Annotated in this window: 14 protein-coding genes; 7 read left to right on the top strand and 7 right to left on the bottom strand. The window is 64.4% G+C overall.

Annotation, left to right across the window (positions count from 1 at the left end; genetic code table 11):
* Positions 1-26 precede the first annotated feature (26 nt).
* Positions 27-782: an alpha/beta hydrolase gene (locus CHB90_RS04920; RefSeq protein ID WP_089276744.1), complete on the top strand. Its 756-nt coding sequence runs from the start codon at positions 27-29 to the stop codon at positions 780-782.
* Entirely contained in the window at positions 772-1,917 is a 1,146-nt protein-coding gene (locus CHB90_RS04915; protein ID WP_089276743.1) for an alpha-D-ribose 1-methylphosphonate 5-triphosphate diphosphatase, read from the top strand. Before CHB90_RS04920 ends, CHB90_RS04915 begins: the two co-directional genes overlap by 11 nt.
* A gap of 126 nt (positions 1,918-2,043) precedes the next feature.
* On the opposite strand, the gene CHB90_RS04910 is transcribed toward CHB90_RS04915, so the two are convergent.
* The 3 genes from CHB90_RS04910 to CHB90_RS04900 form a co-directional block, all read right to left on the bottom strand.
* The gene (locus tag CHB90_RS04910) at positions 2,044-3,117 is read right to left on the bottom strand and encodes a 5-(carboxyamino)imidazole ribonucleotide synthase (RefSeq protein ID WP_089276742.1); all 1,074 of its coding nucleotides are present in this window, start codon (positions 3,115-3,117) and stop codon (positions 2,044-2,046) included.
* Positions 3,118-3,142: 25 nt separating this feature from the next.
* Complete coding sequence (gene purE / locus CHB90_RS04905) at positions 3,143-3,631, bottom strand: 5-(carboxyamino)imidazole ribonucleotide mutase (RefSeq protein ID WP_089276741.1); 489 nt, start codon at positions 3,629-3,631, stop codon at positions 3,143-3,145.
* Between the two features lie 87 nt (positions 3,632-3,718).
* On the bottom strand, positions 3,719-3,943 hold the full coding sequence (locus CHB90_RS04900) for a YdcH family protein (RefSeq protein ID WP_089276740.1): 225 nt from the start codon (positions 3,941-3,943) through the stop codon (positions 3,719-3,721).
* Positions 3,944-4,101: 158 nt separating this feature from the next.
* Between CHB90_RS04900 and CHB90_RS04895 the strand changes: the two genes are divergently transcribed.
* The 4 genes from CHB90_RS04895 to CHB90_RS04880 all read left to right on the top strand — a co-directional run bounded on the left by CHB90_RS04895 (position 4,102) and on the right by CHB90_RS04880 (position 7,567).
* Positions 4,102-4,512, top strand: coding sequence for an Hsp20 family protein (locus tag CHB90_RS04895; RefSeq protein WP_089276739.1), 411 nt, complete (start codon positions 4,102-4,104; stop codon positions 4,510-4,512).
* Between the two features lie 5 nt (positions 4,513-4,517).
* On the top strand, positions 4,518-4,745 hold the full coding sequence (locus tag CHB90_RS04890; RefSeq protein WP_089276738.1) for a DUF1150 family protein: 228 nt from the start codon (positions 4,518-4,520) through the stop codon (positions 4,743-4,745).
* 306 nt (positions 4,746-5,051) lie between these two features.
* Positions 5,052-6,257, top strand: a complete 1,206-nt coding sequence (locus tag CHB90_RS04885; RefSeq protein WP_089276737.1) for a gluzincin family metallopeptidase — start codon at positions 5,052-5,054, stop codon at positions 6,255-6,257.
* A gap of 89 nt (positions 6,258-6,346) precedes the next feature.
* The gene (locus CHB90_RS04880) at positions 6,347-7,567 is read left to right on the top strand and encodes a peptidoglycan-binding domain-containing protein (protein WP_089276736.1); all 1,221 of its coding nucleotides are present in this window, start codon (positions 6,347-6,349) and stop codon (positions 7,565-7,567) included.
* Between the two features lie 15 nt (positions 7,568-7,582).
* On the opposite strand, the gene CHB90_RS04875 is transcribed toward CHB90_RS04880, so the two are convergent.
* From CHB90_RS04875 to trxB, 3 genes are all read right to left on the bottom strand, one after another.
* On the bottom strand, positions 7,583-8,710 hold the full coding sequence (locus CHB90_RS04875) for a hypothetical protein (protein WP_245823168.1): 1,128 nt from the start codon (positions 8,708-8,710) through the stop codon (positions 7,583-7,585).
* A 226-nt stretch (positions 8,711-8,936) separates the two neighbouring features.
* Entirely contained in the window at positions 8,937-11,015 is a 2,079-nt protein-coding gene (locus CHB90_RS04870; protein ID WP_089276735.1) for a bifunctional sulfate adenylyltransferase/adenylylsulfate kinase, read from the bottom strand.
* Positions 11,016-11,225: 210 nt separating this feature from the next.
* The gene (trxB, locus tag CHB90_RS04865) at positions 11,226-12,215 is read right to left on the bottom strand and encodes a thioredoxin-disulfide reductase (RefSeq protein ID WP_089276734.1); all 990 of its coding nucleotides are present in this window, start codon (positions 12,213-12,215) and stop codon (positions 11,226-11,228) included.
* Positions 12,216-12,396: 181 nt separating this feature from the next.
* Here trxB and CHB90_RS04860 point away from each other — a divergent pair, with 181 nt between their 5' ends.
* Positions 12,397-12,897 carry an Lrp/AsnC family transcriptional regulator gene (locus CHB90_RS04860; protein ID WP_089276733.1) on the top strand — a complete coding sequence of 167 codons (501 nt, stop codon included), beginning with the start codon at positions 12,397-12,399 and terminating at the stop codon, positions 12,895-12,897.
* 75 nt (positions 12,898-12,972) lie between these two features.
* Here CHB90_RS04860 and CHB90_RS04855 read toward each other — a convergent pair whose 3' ends face one another.
* Positions 12,973-13,653, bottom strand: coding sequence for a Hint domain-containing protein (locus CHB90_RS04855; protein ID WP_245823167.1), 681 nt, complete (start codon positions 13,651-13,653; stop codon positions 12,973-12,975).
* Positions 13,654-13,917: the final 264 nt, after the last annotated feature.

Here is a 13,917-nt window from a genome sequence, read left to right as displayed (position 1 = left end):
GGCTGGACCGGCGCTATGCCAGCGGCATGAAATGGTTTTTGCTTTCACTCCTGACCTTGTTCCCGGTTGCGGCGCGTGCCGGGGACTGTGTGATCCTGCTGCACGGGCTGGCGCGGACCGAATATTCGATGGCGGTTCTGGGGCTGGTTCTGGAGGCGCGGGGACACCGGGTGATCACGCCGGGCTATGCGTCCACGTCCGACCGTGTTGAGCGGTTGGCCAATGAAACGTTGCCGCAGGCGGTGGCGCAATGCGGTACGCAGAGGGTGCATTTTGTCACCCATTCCATGGGGGGTATCCTGCTGCGCTACTGGTTGCAGGATCACCGGCCAGAGCGGCTGGGCCGGGTGGTGATGATGGGGCCGCCCAATGGCGGCAGCGAGCTGGTCGACGTGATGGGCGGCTGGGAGATCTTCGAGTGGTACAACGGGCCTGCGGGGCTGCAGCTGGGCACCGGGCCGGAAAGCCTGGCCGCGCGGCTGCCGGCGGTGGATTTTCCGCTGGGGGTGATTGCCGGGTCGCGGACGCTGAACCTTGTGACCAGTTCGATGTTGCCGGGACAGGATGACGGCAAGGTGTCCGTCGAGTCGACCCGGGTGCTGGGGATGCGCGATCACATCGTCTTGCCGGTCACGCATACCTTCATGATGCAGGCGCCGGAAGCGATGGTGCAGGTGGTGCTTTTCCTTGAGACGGGGCATTTCGACAGCGACGTCGATTGGCGCGTTCTGCTGGACGAGGAATTGCTGTCGTGTCTGTTGGGAGACTGCGATGCCGATTGACCTGGATCTGCGCGGCGCGCGGGTAATGCGACCCGGTGGCTGGGACGCCGCGCCGCTGTCGTTGGCGGGCGGTGTGATTGCGGATGGGCCGGTGGGGCGCACCGTTGATCTGTCAGGCTATGACCTGTTGCCGGGGATCGTGGACGTGCATGGCGACGGGTTTGAACGCCACATGGCCCCGCGCCGGGGCGCATTGCGGGAACGGGATTCCGGCATGGTGGCCGTGGCCGCCGAACTGGGGGCCTGCGGCATCACAACCGCTGTGCTGGCGCAGTTCTGGTCATGGGAAGGCGGGATGCGCGGGCCGGAGTTTGCGCAGGAGGTCTTTGCCGCCGTTGATGCGGTGGCCCCGAGTGTGCCGGTGGATCTGCGGGTGCAGATGCGGCTGGAGACCCATTTTCCCGAGAGTTTTGCCGATGCGGAGGCGGCGCTGGACCGTTGGGGCATCGGGTATGTGGTGTTCAACGACCACCTGCCGCACAAGCGGCTGTCCGAGGGGCGCACGCCGCCGCGCCTGACCGGGCAGGCGCTGAAATCGGGGCGCAGCCCTCAGACGCATCTGGCGCTGATGCAACGGCTGTACGACGCACGGGCCGAGGTGCCGGAGGCGCTGGACGCGCTGTGCGCCCGGCTGGCGGCGCGGGATGTGCGCATGGGCAGCCATGACGACCAGACCGCCGAGGGCCGCGCAGACTGGCGGCGGCGCGGGGTGTGCGTGTCGGAGTTCCCCGAGACACTGGAGGCGGCGCAGGCGGCGCGGGATGCGGGCGAGCCGGTGGTTCTGGGCGCGCCCAATGTGGTGCGCGGGGCGAGCCATGCGGGCAATGTGTCGGCCTTGGAGTTGATCGGCGCGGGGCTGTGCGATGCGCTGGCATCGGACTATCACTATCCGTCCCCCGCGCGGGCGGCGTGGCGCTGTGTAGAGCTGGGCCTGATGGAGGAGGCGGCGGCCTGGGCACTGGTGTCCGAGGGACCGGCGCGGGTGCTGGGCCTGACGGATCGCGGGCGGCTGGAGCCTGGGTTGCGGGCCGACGTGGTGGTGATGGAGCGCGAGACGCGGCGCATCGCGGCGGTGATTGCGGGCGGGCAGGTGGCGTATATGAGCGGCCCTGTGGCGGCGCGGTTTATCGCTTAGCGGGGCGCTGTGCGCGCAGGGTGGTTTGCGTTCGGGCCACGCAGGCCTTGAGGAGGGCGCTGCCCTCCTCAAACTCCACCCGGGATATTTCTGGCCAGAAGAAGCGTGGGGGCAGATCTGCGGGGGTCAGGTCTGCGGGGTGAGGAAGTTGGCGTGGCCCATCTTGCGTCCCGGTTTGGTGTCTGCCTTGCCATAGAGGTGCAGGGCGCAGGTGGGGTCGGCGGCGAGGGAGGAGACGCGGTCCATGTCATCGCCGATCAGGTTTTCCATGCGGATGGCGCTGTGGCGGCTGCCATCGCCCAGCGGCCAGCCCGCGACGGCGCGGATGTGTTGTTCGAACTGGTCGATCATGCAGCCGTTTTGCGTCCAGTGGCCAGAATTGTGCACGCGGGGGGCGATTTCGTTGATGAGCAGCCCGCCGGGGGTGACGAAGAATTCCACGCCGAGGACGCCGACATAGTCGAGCGCGTTCAGGATGCGGCCTGCGGTCAGCACCGCGTCGGTGAGGGTGCTGTTGGGCAGCGGCGCGGGCACCGTCGTGGTGCGCAGGATGCCGTCCTGATGGACGTTCTGGCCTGGGTCGAAGGCGGCGACGCGGCCATCATGGCTGCGCGCGGCGATGACCGAGATTTCGGCGGTGAAGTCTATGAACCCTTCGAGCACGGCCGGGGCGCCTTGGAGATCGGCGAGGGCTTTTTCGGCGTCGGCGGGGGAGGTCAGGCGGCTTTGCCCCTTGCCGTCATAGCCGAAGCGGCGGGTTTTCAGGATCGAGGGGGTGCCGATGGTGGCGATGGCGCGGGTCAGGCTGTCGGCGTCGGTCACGGCGGCGAAGGGGGCGATGTGCAGGCCGATGTCTTGCAGGAAGGTCTTTTCGGTCAGGCGGTCCTGGCTGATGCGCAACGCCTCGCGGCCCGGGTGGATGGGGCGGAGGGTTTCGAGGATGTCGAGTGCTGTCGTCGGGATGTTTTCGAACTCATAGGTGATGGTGTCGACGGAATTTGCGAAGTGTTCCAGCGCCTTGGTGTCGTCGTAACCGGCCTGGAGGTGGTGGTTGGCGACGTGGGAGGCGGGGCAATCGGCGCCCGGCTCGAAGATGCAGGTCTTGAAGCCGAGGCGGCTGGCGGCGACCGAGAGCATGCGGCCAAGCTGACCGCCGCCAAGGATTCCGATGGTGCTGCCGGGGGGGAGGGGGGCGGTCATGGGTGTACCTGCGTTTGGGACAAGGTCAGTCGCGGGTTGGTTCCTCGGCGATGGAGGCCGAGAGGTCTGCGCGCCACTGGTCAAGGCGGGAGGCCAGCGCGGAATCCTGCAGGGCGAGGATACCGGCGGCCATGAGGCCTGCGTTTTTGGCGCCTGCTGCGCCGATGGCCATGGTGGCGACCGGGTAGCCGCGCGGCATCTGGAGGATGGAGTAGAGGCTGTCGACGCCGCTGAGGGCGCGGGTCTGGACCGGGACGCCGACCACCGGCACACGGGTCTTGGACGCCATCATGCCGGGCAGGTGCGCGGCACCGCCAGCGCCTGCGATGATCACCTGAAGGCCGCGGTCGACGGCGGTCTTGCCGTAGTCCCAGAGCCTGTCCGGGGTGCGGTGGGCCGAGACGATGCGTGTTTCATAGGCGACGCCGAGTTCGTCGAGAACATCGGCGGCCTCGACCATTGTGGGCCAGTCCGACTGACTGCCCATGATGATGCCGACCTTGGGGCTGTCCATCTGTGCCTCCGCGTTGGGAAGATTGCGTTATACGGGATGCGGAGGGGGGTGCAATGGGGTCGGCCCGGGGTGAGCGATCCGGGGCGTTCAGGCGATGATGTCCGGCAACAGCCGGTCCTCGATGATGGCGATCTTGTCCTTGAGCTTGAGCTTTTTCTTTTTCAGCCGTTGCAGGGTCAGCTGGTCGGCGGTGCCGGTCTGTTGCAGTGCGCGGATGGCGTCGTCGAGATCACGGTGCTCGCGGCGGAACACCTCAAGCTCGACCCGCAGGACGTCGTCGTTTTTCATCGAGATATCGGTGGGCGCGTTCATGTGCCAATTCCCCTGTCGGTCGTCCGACCCACACGATAGCTGTTCGAATGCTTTGCGCAAAGCCCCTTGCGCGTTTTGGGCCGGGTGCCCATATTTCAGGGGCGCGGCTGCCTATCGTGGGGCCGGGCGTGACGGTCGCTTGTGCAAAGGACGTGTCGATGAGCAAACTGACCCTGGGATCCTATCCCCACATGCTTGGCTTTGAACAGCTGGAGCGCCTGCTGGAACGCACGGCGAAGACCAGCGAGGGCTATCCTCCGTTCAATATCGAGCAGACCTCGGACCATTCGTATCGCATCACCCTGGCCGTGGCCGGATTTTGCGAAGACGATCTGTCGATCACCGTGGAGGACCGGCAACTGGTCATTCGCGGTCGCCAGGTCGATGACGGGTCCGAACGGATTTTCCTGCATCGCGGAATCGCCGCGCGCCAGTTCCAGCGCTCTTTCGTGCTGGCCGAGGGCGTCGAGGTGGGCGAGGCGGTCATGGAAAACGGGCTGCTGCACGTCGATCTGACGATGACGCGGCCAGAGACCGTGGTGCAAACGATCAGCATAAGAAAAGGGTGAGTTCTATGCATGCCAAGTATGATTTTGACAAGCTGGTCGCAGGCAAGACCGTTTATGTGCGCCCGGTGAAAACCGCCGATCTGCCGGATGAACTGCGCGAGCAAGTGGCCGGGCAGGATACGCTGTATGCGGTGCACCGCGCCGATGGTGAGCGGCTGGCGCTGGTCAAGGACCGCTCTTTGGCCTTTGTGCTGGCGCGGCAGAACGATCTGGCGCCGGTGACGGTTCACTGAGGGTGTAGGGGGGCCTGCCCCCCGTCTCCCTGCGGTCGTCTCCCCCCGGGATATTTTTGGCCAGAAGAAACCGGGGCGGTGGCCATGGGGGGCGGAATCATCGCAGGCCGCTGAGGTGGCAAGCGGGCGCTGGATGTGATCCGTGCTGCCGTCTTCAAATGTTCCGCGCAATTTCATCCTGCCAAGAATCCCGATGCCCCAAGGGTTTGGGTCCGGGCCCGTGGCGGGGTGCGTGGCGCGGTCTTGACAGATTGCACGCCGCTGGGCGTCACTGGGTGGATTGCAGTCAGCAGATTGGAGTCCGGGATGCCACGATGGGGAGCGGCCGCATTGGCGGTTCTGTGCCTGTTGCTGCCCGCGTTGCGGGCCGAGGCGCGTGACGTGCATGTGGCCTGTGTGCAGGGGCAGTTGGTGGCGCTGGGCCAGGAACCGGGGCCGGTGGACGGGGTGAGCGGGCCGCGCACCCGCGCGGCCTTGCGTGCCTATGTGGATTCGTTGGACGTGGCGCGGCGCGGGGTTTTTGACGCCTTGCCGGGGTTTGACGCCCGCAGTTCCGTTGGCTGGTGCCGCGAGATCGGGTTGAGCGCGCCAGTTGCGGCGCCGCTGATGCCCTCGGCCACGCCGCCGCAGATTTTTGTCGGGCCGGATGTGCATCCCGAGATTGCCGACCATGTCATGACCGCCTTTCTGGAGGCGGAAGCGTTTCTGTATCGCCGCTATGGCGTGCAGGTCGCCAGTCAGGTCAAGATCATCGTCGCCACCAATGCCGACGCCTGGCAGCGGTTGGTGCAAGAGGCGGGCACGATGGAGTTGCAGGCCTGGGCCGATGTGCGGGCGCGGGGGCGGCGCGATTGTGAGACCGAGTTTGGTTTGGGGGCCAGCGCCTCACGCGATGGGTTGTCGTTTTGCGGCACCACGCTGGCGTTGCGGACCCCGGCGCTGGGCGAGTTGTACCGGATGGTGCTGTCGGTCACGATGACGCATGAGGTGGTCCACAATGTTCAGCGCGAGTTGAGTTTCGACAAGGTGCCGCGCTGGGTCAACGACCCGGACAGTGTGCGGCCGCGCATGGGCCCTGCCTGGATGGTCGAGGGGTCGGCGCAGGTGATCGAGCAGGCCTTTATGGAGGAGAGATACGGGCGGTTTGTGCCCGGATTGCACGCGATGCGCACGCTGGCGGCGGGGTCGGATCTGACCCTGCGCCAGATCCGGCTGGCGGGCGAGGTGCGCGAGGCGGCGGCCTATGACGTGTCGGCCTATGGTGTGGCGATGCTGGTGGAGCGGTATGGCGAAGAGACGCTGTTCCGGTATTGGCGTGTCGTGGGAGAGACCGACAATTGGTTCACCGCCTTTGAGCAGGTCTATGGCATGACGGTCGAGGCGTTCGAGGCGCTGTATGTCACGCTGCGCGACGACAAGATGGCGCAGCGCGAGTTCCTGGCGGACCGGGATATGAACGGCGATCAGATCCTTGCGCACCGCCCGTTGACGGAAGCGGAACTGGAGCAGTGAAGGACGGTGCAGGGTACGATTCCCCTGACTTGCCCGATTCGGGATCTGTTCTTAGGTTTGGTGCCATATTGCATCGGGGGACCAAACCCATGACGATCACACGATTGATTTCAGCGCTGACCCTGTGTCTGGGGGCGACTGCGGGGGCCGCGCAGGCCTCTGACACCCATGTGACCTGCGTGCAGCAGCAATTGGCGCGGCTGGGCCTGGACCCGGGCGAGGCGGATGGCGTCACCGGGGTGCAGACGCGCCGCGCGGTGGCGGAATTTGTGCAGCGGCTGGAGGGCGACGCGGCCCATGCGGTGTTTGACGCGCTGCCGGAGTTTTCCGAGCGCGCGGCGGTCGGCTGGTGCCGTGAGATCGGGTCGTTTTCCCCGCAGGCGGCAGAGGTCATGCCCTCGGCAGAGCCACCGCTGATCCTGACCAAGGACAGCATCACGCCGGAGATCCGTGGCTATATCGAACGCTCATATGAGGAGGCGCGCCAGACCTTTGCGCAGGATTTCGGCATTGCCACGGCCAGCAAGCCGGTGCTGATCGTGGCCTTTGGCCGCGATGATCTGGAAGACCTGTTGCGCCTGTCGGTGCCGGGGATCGACGATCTGTCGCCCGCGGCGGCGGAAGAGACGGCAGAGGATCTATGCGTCGGGGTCGAGCGGGTGATGGGCAGCGCCTATCGCAACCGCATCGCGCTGTGCATGCCGTCGGGCGATCAGGCCAGCGTCACCTCATACGAGATCTGGCAGGGGCGCTATCAGTATGTGATGCTGCATGAATACATGCACCATGTTCAGCGCGAGATGAGCTATGACAAGGTGCCCTTTGACGGGTACGGGCGTCGCCCCATGGGGCCGTCCTGGATGGTCGAGGGCAGCGCCTATCTGGCGCAGATCAAGTCGCGCGCAGGCCCCACGCGGGAGGTGTCGGTGCCGATGCTGGTGTCGCTGCGGTCGCGCGATGCCGAGGACCCGATCCCGCTGGATTTCATTCGCAAGAAGCAATCGGTGCGCAGCGATGCGGAATACTCTGCCTCGAACCTTGCGGTGGCGCTGCTGGCGTTGCGCTTTGGCGAGGATCACATGGTCGCCTTCTGGCGCGCGGTGGGCGAAGAGGACGATTGGGATGCCGCGTTCGAAGCGGTGTACGACATGCGGCTGGATGACTTCGAAGACCTGTTCGAGGACATGCGCCACGATTTGACCAAGCTGGTGAAATTCGCCCGCGCGGAGGCGCCTTACGGGTCGGATGTGCTGCGCGCCAAATCGTTCGGGCCGACCCGGCCGGGCCACGGCGCGCGGGTACGCGGGTAAGCGCGGGCGGCGCTCTCAGCGGGGGCCAAAGCGCAGCAAACGGACCTCGCCGGTTGCGATTTGCACTGCGTAGAGACGATGCTGCGCGTTGGCCGGGTCCGCGCTGTCATTGCCTGCACGCGCTTCGAGCAGCAGCCAGCCGTCACTGAAAACGAGCGGAGTCAGTGGCGGCCCGTGTTCGTTGCCATAGTCGAACAGGTCGGTCAGTCCGGGAAACCCCGTGGTCGGAATAAAGACCGAAGAGCGGCCGCCGTCCAATCCGAAAAGCCTGATGTCGCCCGGTCGGGAAAACGCGCCGGTCAGAACCAGTTGGCGATTGTCCGCATCATAGAGCAGCCCCGCCGCGTCATATTCGTCCAGACTGGTCACAACGGCCCAGTGTCCAGTCCGCACATCGACGGAGTACAGGAAGCCTTCGGCACCGATCGTGATGCAGTAGATCATCTGTGTGGCGGGATCATATACGCCCGTAACCGGCAAAAGTATCCCGGGGACATCCGGTGTCACCGGAAATCGCCGGTCGCCGGTTGGTCCCGTCAGGATGACCCCGCCCGCATCGAAAGCCACGGCAAACGGCCTGTCGCCGCCGCCTGTTTCGATCCAGTCGCGGATGTCTGGCGAAAGATCGTCGTAGGCCCGCGAGAATTGCGACAGGTAGTCCCGCGCAAGACCGGCAGTAGTCGTGTCGACGCGATCAACCCGTAGCGAGGTCTGGTTTGCCTTGTGCGCGGCCTGAAAGCTGCTGATGCGGTCTGTTCCGAACCTGTCCGTCACAGCGCCGATCAGCCCGCGAAACTTGCGCCCCGAGGGGCGGAAAACCAGTGGCAGGCCCGTGACCTGCACCCCGATCATGGGAATCCCGGACAGGGACACCTTGCTGTCTTTCGGGGATGGGCCGCTTCGGACAATTTCGCTGATGATGGTCCCGGCTGTTGTTTCGATCTTCCAGTGCAAGATGCCATCGTCGAGCAACACAAGGCTGACGTCCTGACCCGGACGATCCACCCGCACGCGCGCCTCTGGCAGGGCATAGTAATCGGCAGTCTGGTGGCCCCGGCCAACGGCAATAACATGCACTTCGCGCTCGGCCAGGACCGGGGTGGCAAGTCCGAAAAACAAAAGGACGAGGCAGAGTTTGTGCAATGTGACCCCCCGGACTCTCATGTCGCGATTGACCGCCAGACCGATTGCGGGCTGACGGAAACGGGTATGGCGCCAAGCGTAGCGCCGCCAGGCGATTGAGTCGAGACCGGGGGCTGTAGCCCGTTGCGAATCAACCGCCTGCACAAGTGGTCAAGGGCCGGGTACTGTCGCGCACGAAAAAAGGCCGGGCAGAGCGCCCGGCCTTTCGTTTATCGTGATGGTTCGCTTATTGCGCGGCGATCAAGCCCATCGACTCCAGCTTCAGGATCACCTGATGAGCGCAGTTGTCGACGTCGACATTCTCTGTCTCGACGATCAGTTCTGCGTTCACGGGCGCCTCATACGGGTCAGAGATGCCGGTGAATTCCTTGATCTTGCCTTCGCGCGCCAGCTTGTACAGGCCCTTGCGGTCACGGCGTTCACATTCCTCCAGCGAGGTGGCGACGTGGACCTCGGTAAAGGCGCCGTACTGTTCGATCATCTCGCGCACGGCGCGGCGGGTCGCGGTGTAGGGCGCGATGGGCGCGCAGATCGCGATGCCGCCGTTCTTGGTGATCTCGGAGGCGACATAGCCGATCCGCTTGATGTTCAGGTCGCGGTGCTCTTTCGAGAACCCCAGTTCCGACGACAGGTGTTTGCGCACCACGTCCCCGTCCAGCAGCGTGACCGGGCGACCGCCCATTTCCATCAGCTTGACCATCAGGGCGTTGGCGATTGTCGACTTGCCCGAGCCGGACAGGCCGGTGAAGAAGACGGTAAAGCCTTGGTTGGAGCGCGGCGGCTTGGTCTTGCGCAGTTCGGTGACCACCTCGGGAAAGGAGAACCACTCGGGGATTTCCAGACCTTCGGCCAGACGGCGGCGCAGTTCGGTGCCCGAGATGTTCAGGATCGTGACATCGTCCTTGTCGGCGATCTCATCGGCGGGTTCGTACTGTGCGCGTTCCTGCACATAGACCATGTGTTTGAAGTCGACCATTTCGATGCCCATTTCTTCCTGATGGGTGCGGAAGAGGTCCTGTGCATCGTAGGGGCCATAGAAATCCTCACCGGCAGAGTTCTTGCCGGGGCCTGCGTGGTCGCGGCCAACGATGATGTGGGTGCAGCCGTGGTTCTTGCGGATCAGGCCGTGCCAGACCGCCTCACGCGGGCCCGCCATGCGCATCGCCAGCGGCAGCAGCGACATGGTTGTGGTCGAGGCCGGGTATTTGTCCAGCACCGCCTCGTAGCAGCGCACGCGGGTAAAGTGATCGACATCGCCCGGTTTGGTCATGCCGACAACGGGGTGGATCAGCAGGTTGGCCTGTGCCTCTTTCGCGGCGCGGAAGGTCAGTTCCTGATGCGCGCGGTGCAGCGGGTTGCGGGTTTGGAAGGCGACGACCTTGCGCCAGCCCAGCTTGCGGAAATAGGCGCGCAACTCGTTGGGGGTGTCGCGGCGGGCGCGGAAATCATAGTGGACGGGCTGCTGGATGCCGGTCACCGGGCCGCCGAGGTACACTTCGCCTGCGGTGTGGTGCAGGTAGTTGACCGCCGGGTGGGCCAGATCGTCGGCGCCAAAGACCTTTTCGGCCTCACGCGATTTGTTCGGCACATATTTGTCGGTGACGGTCATGGTGCCCAGGATCACGCCCTCTTGGTCACGCAGGGCAATGTCCTGACCGATTTCGACGGTGTCGGCAAAGGCCTGATTGACGTCAAGGGTGATCGGCATCGGCCACAGCGTGCCGTCGGCCAGGCGCATGTTTTCCACGACGCCGTTGTAATCCTCTTCGGACAGGAAGCCCTTGAGCGGGTTGAAGCCGCCATTCATCAGCAGTTCCAGATCGCAGATCTGGCGCGGGGTCAAGTCGTGGCTGGTCAGGTCAGCTGCTTCGACCTTGAGCTTTTGCGCGCTGTCATACGAGACATACAGCTCCTGAATGGGGGCGAGATTGTTTTGCATAAGTTTGCTCCTGTACTTCAAGGGGATCAGACCGCTTGCGGTGCCGGTCAATTCGGCATGAAGCGCATCGTATTCGGCGAATTTGCGGGCGAGGAAGGTGTCGGCCAGCCGGGTCTTTTCATCGTTGCCATAGGGGGTCAGCGCATAGGCAAAGCGTTGACGCCGGTCGGGGCCGGACCGTTCGGTGATCTTGACGAGACCTGCGTCCGAGGCGACGCGCAGGTAGGTGTTGAGCCGCCCCAGCGAGATGCCCAATGCCCCTGCCGTCACCCGCTGCGAGGCCTCTGGCGCGCGGTCAAGCTGACGCAGGAGGCGAAAGAGCTGGTCTTCTTCCGGCAGGTTGGAGGGCAGTGTGGCGGCGGGCATGTCAGGCGACTCAAAGTGTGTTCAATGCTGAACGCAATACACGGTTTCGCAAATGCAGAAACCCCAAAACTGGTGCATGAGAGCATTGTTGCCGAAATGCCGTGATGCAGCGGGCGCATTGCTGGAGGGCGGGGGAGGTCCGGTTGCGATCCCATGAAAAAAGCCCGGCACTTGGGGTGTCGGGCTTTATTGCGGTCAGGGTTCGGGGCTTTAGGCGCTTTCGGGTTCGTTCGCCGCATCAGGGGCGGGTTCCGCGGCTTCGCCCTGTTCGGCCAGCCAGCGCTCTGCCTCTAGCGCGGCCATGCAGCCCATGCCTGCCGAAGTGACCGCCTGACGGTACTTGTGGTCGGTCAGGTCGCCAGCGGCAAACACACCGGGGATCGAGGTGGCGGTGCTGTCGGGTTTGGTCACGACATAGCCGCCCATGTGGGTTTCCAGCACGTCCTTGACCAACTCGTTGGCGGGCGCGTGGCCGATGGCAACAAAGACACCGGCGCAGGGGATTTGTGTGATCTCGCCGGTCTTGACGTGTTTGACGCGCACGCCGGTCACGCCTTTGGGCATGTCATCGCCGACAACCTCATCAAGTTGGTGGAACCACAGCGGTTCGATCTTGGGGTTCTTCATCAGGCGGTTGATCAGGATCTTTTCGGCGCGCAATTCGTCGCGGCGGTGGATCAACGTGACCTTGGAGGCAAAGTTGGTCAGGAACAGCGCCTCTTCGACCGCCGTGTTGCCGCCGCCGATCACGACGATTTCCTTGCCGCGATAGAAAAAGCCGTCACAGGTGGCGCAGGCCGAGACGCCAAAGCCCTTGAACGCCTCCTCAGAGGGCAGGCCGAGCCACTTGGCGCGCGCGCCAGTGGCAAGGATAATCGCATCCGCCGTGTAGGTGGTGCCGCTGTCGCTGCTGGCGACAAAGGGGCGTTGGTCAAAATCGATCTTCGAGATGATGTCGCCGATGATCTCTGTCCCCATGGCGCGGGCGTGCGCCTCCATGCGGACCATCAGGTCGGGGCCCTGCACCTCTGTGTCGCCGGGCCAGTTTTCGACCTCTGTGGTGGTGGTCAGCTGGCCGCCCGGTTCCAGACCCTGCACCAGGATCGGGTCCAGCATCGCGCGGCTGGCGTAGACGCCGGCGGTGTAGCCGGCCGGGCCGGAGCCGATGATAAGGACCTTGGTATGGCGTGTCTGGGACATGAAAGTTCTCCTAAGCGGCGGTGCCGTCGTCATATAGCCGCGTCGGGGCGATGAAAAAAGAGGGCGCGCGCCGTGCCGCAGGATCGGGCGTGGACGCAAAAGAATCTTGCGCTTTGTTGAAATATTATTGCGCAAGACTGGTGGGCTGCTATAACAATCGCGAATATGATGGGGGGAGACGATGGCAGGTCACCGGCTTGATCCGATCGATCGCAAGATTCTGGCAGAACTGCAAGCGGATGGTCGGATGACCAATGTCGAACTGGCCCGACGCGTGGGCATTTCGGCCCCGCCCTGCCTGCGCCGCGTCCGGGTGCTGGAGGAGCAGGGCTATATCCGTGGCTACCACGCCGATGTCGACAGCCGGTCGTTGGGGTTCGAGGTACAGGTGTTTGTCATGGTCGGTCTGCAAAGCCAGGCGGAGGTGGACCTGTCGGCCTTTGAAGAACGGTGCCGCGCCTGGCCACTGGTGCGCGAGTGTCACATGCTGAACGGCGAGGTGGATTTCATCCTGAAATGCGTGGCCCCGGACTTGTCCACGTTCCAGAGCTTTCTGACGGGCGATCTGCTGACCGCACCCAATGTGGCCAGCGTCAAGACCTCGTTGGTGATCCGCAATGCCAAGGACGATCCCGGCGTGCCCTTTGAGGTGCTGGAGGAACGGTTGAGCCGCTCCGCGTGACGCGCAGGAGCGAGGGGCCAGCCCCTCGCGCTCCCCGGGATATTTGCGGCCAGAAGAAACATCGGCGTTGACCTCTCAGACAGTGACGAGCCGGTCGACCACCTCGCGCGCGGTGCGGGTCATGTCGACCTGTCCGAAGTCGTCGAGATCGGTGATGTTGGGGAACATGCTGAGAAACAGGGCGCGCATGTTCTGGCCCAGTGCCTGACCGGCGGTGTTTCCGGGGTGATAGGTTTCCAATTCCACGCCGCCGATGCGGATGGTGGTGTGGCGCTGCACCATCAGGTGGAACAGTTGCACGGTCCCCATCGGCGTCACCTGCAAATAGCGGTCGCCGTCGATATAGTCGCGCACTGGTGCCAGCACGCAATCCTTGCCCAGAAGATCCTCCAGCCGTGGATGGCGTACCACCATGCGGGCGGCGGGGCCCAGCAGCAGGTCCATCGGCGGATGTCCCATGCCGAAGGCGTCGCTGGTGATCCGCGTCATATGGGTCAGCGTCGTGGCCGACTGGTCATGGCCCGGCACATAGGTGGTCGAGCCGATCCAGGTGACCGGCACGGCGCCGCGCGCGGTTTCGATGTAGTCACCGGGGACGATGTCCTCGATCGCGACGGCGCCGCGCACTGTTTCGATCAGCGTGCCGCGCGCCAGGGCGGTGGCGCATTCCTCGAACAGGGAGGACGCGGGGGCGACGTGTTGCGTGAAAGAGACCGTGAGATCAGGGAGCAGGGCGGCGACCTCGTATTTGCGCATGAGAGAGCCTGCGCGACGAGGTCGCCCGTCCGGAGAGATCTCCCTGTCCGGCAGGACGGGAGAAGAGAGAGCAGTATCGGCCATCGGGGCAATTCCCGAGAGGCCACGGTGGAGACGTGTCATGTGAACACCCCGGCAAAGGGTCACATCCGTGTTGGCCCCCACCAACAACGACAGACGGACGATTGAAACAACGCATCTGACTGGTGCCAATCTGGCCGCAATTGGCAGATGTTGTCAAAATTGGCGCAAGGGGGGCATGGT

It is taken from the genome of Antarctobacter heliothermus (assembly GCF_900188425.1).
Classification (GTDB): domain Bacteria; phylum Pseudomonadota; class Alphaproteobacteria; order Rhodobacterales; family Rhodobacteraceae; genus Antarctobacter; species Antarctobacter heliothermus.
Note: the sequence above shows the minus strand (reverse complement) of the source record. Positions and strands in the feature narration are given on the sequence as shown.

Coding starts and splice junctions, on each gene's coding strand:
- CHB90_RS04920 (WP_089276744.1), top strand. CDS start 27: ATGAAATGGTTTTTGCTTTCACTCCTGACCTTGTTCCCGGTTGCGGCG.
- CHB90_RS04915 (WP_089276743.1), top strand. CDS start 772: ATGCCGATTGACCTGGATCTGCGCGGCGCGCGGGTAATGCGACCCGGT.
- CHB90_RS04910 (WP_089276742.1), bottom strand. CDS start 3,117: ATGACCGCCCCCCTCCCCCCCGGCAGCACCATCGGAATCCTTGGCGGC.
- purE (WP_089276741.1), bottom strand. CDS start 3,631: ATGGACAGCCCCAAGGTCGGCATCATCATGGGCAGTCAGTCGGACTGG.
- CHB90_RS04900 (WP_089276740.1), bottom strand. CDS start 3,943: ATGAACGCGCCCACCGATATCTCGATGAAAAACGACGACGTCCTGCGG.
- CHB90_RS04895 (WP_089276739.1), top strand. CDS start 4,102: ATGAGCAAACTGACCCTGGGATCCTATCCCCACATGCTTGGCTTTGAA.
- CHB90_RS04890 (WP_089276738.1), top strand. CDS start 4,518: ATGCATGCCAAGTATGATTTTGACAAGCTGGTCGCAGGCAAGACCGTT.
- CHB90_RS04885 (WP_089276737.1), top strand. CDS start 5,052: ATGCCACGATGGGGAGCGGCCGCATTGGCGGTTCTGTGCCTGTTGCTG.
- CHB90_RS04880 (WP_089276736.1), top strand. CDS start 6,347: ATGACGATCACACGATTGATTTCAGCGCTGACCCTGTGTCTGGGGGCG.
- CHB90_RS04870 (WP_089276735.1), bottom strand. CDS start 11,015: ATGCCCGCCGCCACACTGCCCTCCAACCTGCCGGAAGAAGACCAGCTC.
- trxB (WP_089276734.1), bottom strand. CDS start 12,215: ATGTCCCAGACACGCCATACCAAGGTCCTTATCATCGGCTCCGGCCCG.
- CHB90_RS04860 (WP_089276733.1), top strand. CDS start 12,397: ATGGCAGGTCACCGGCTTGATCCGATCGATCGCAAGATTCTGGCAGAA.
- CHB90_RS04855 (WP_245823167.1), bottom strand. CDS start 13,653: ATGCGCAAATACGAGGTCGCCGCCCTGCTCCCTGATCTCACGGTCTCT.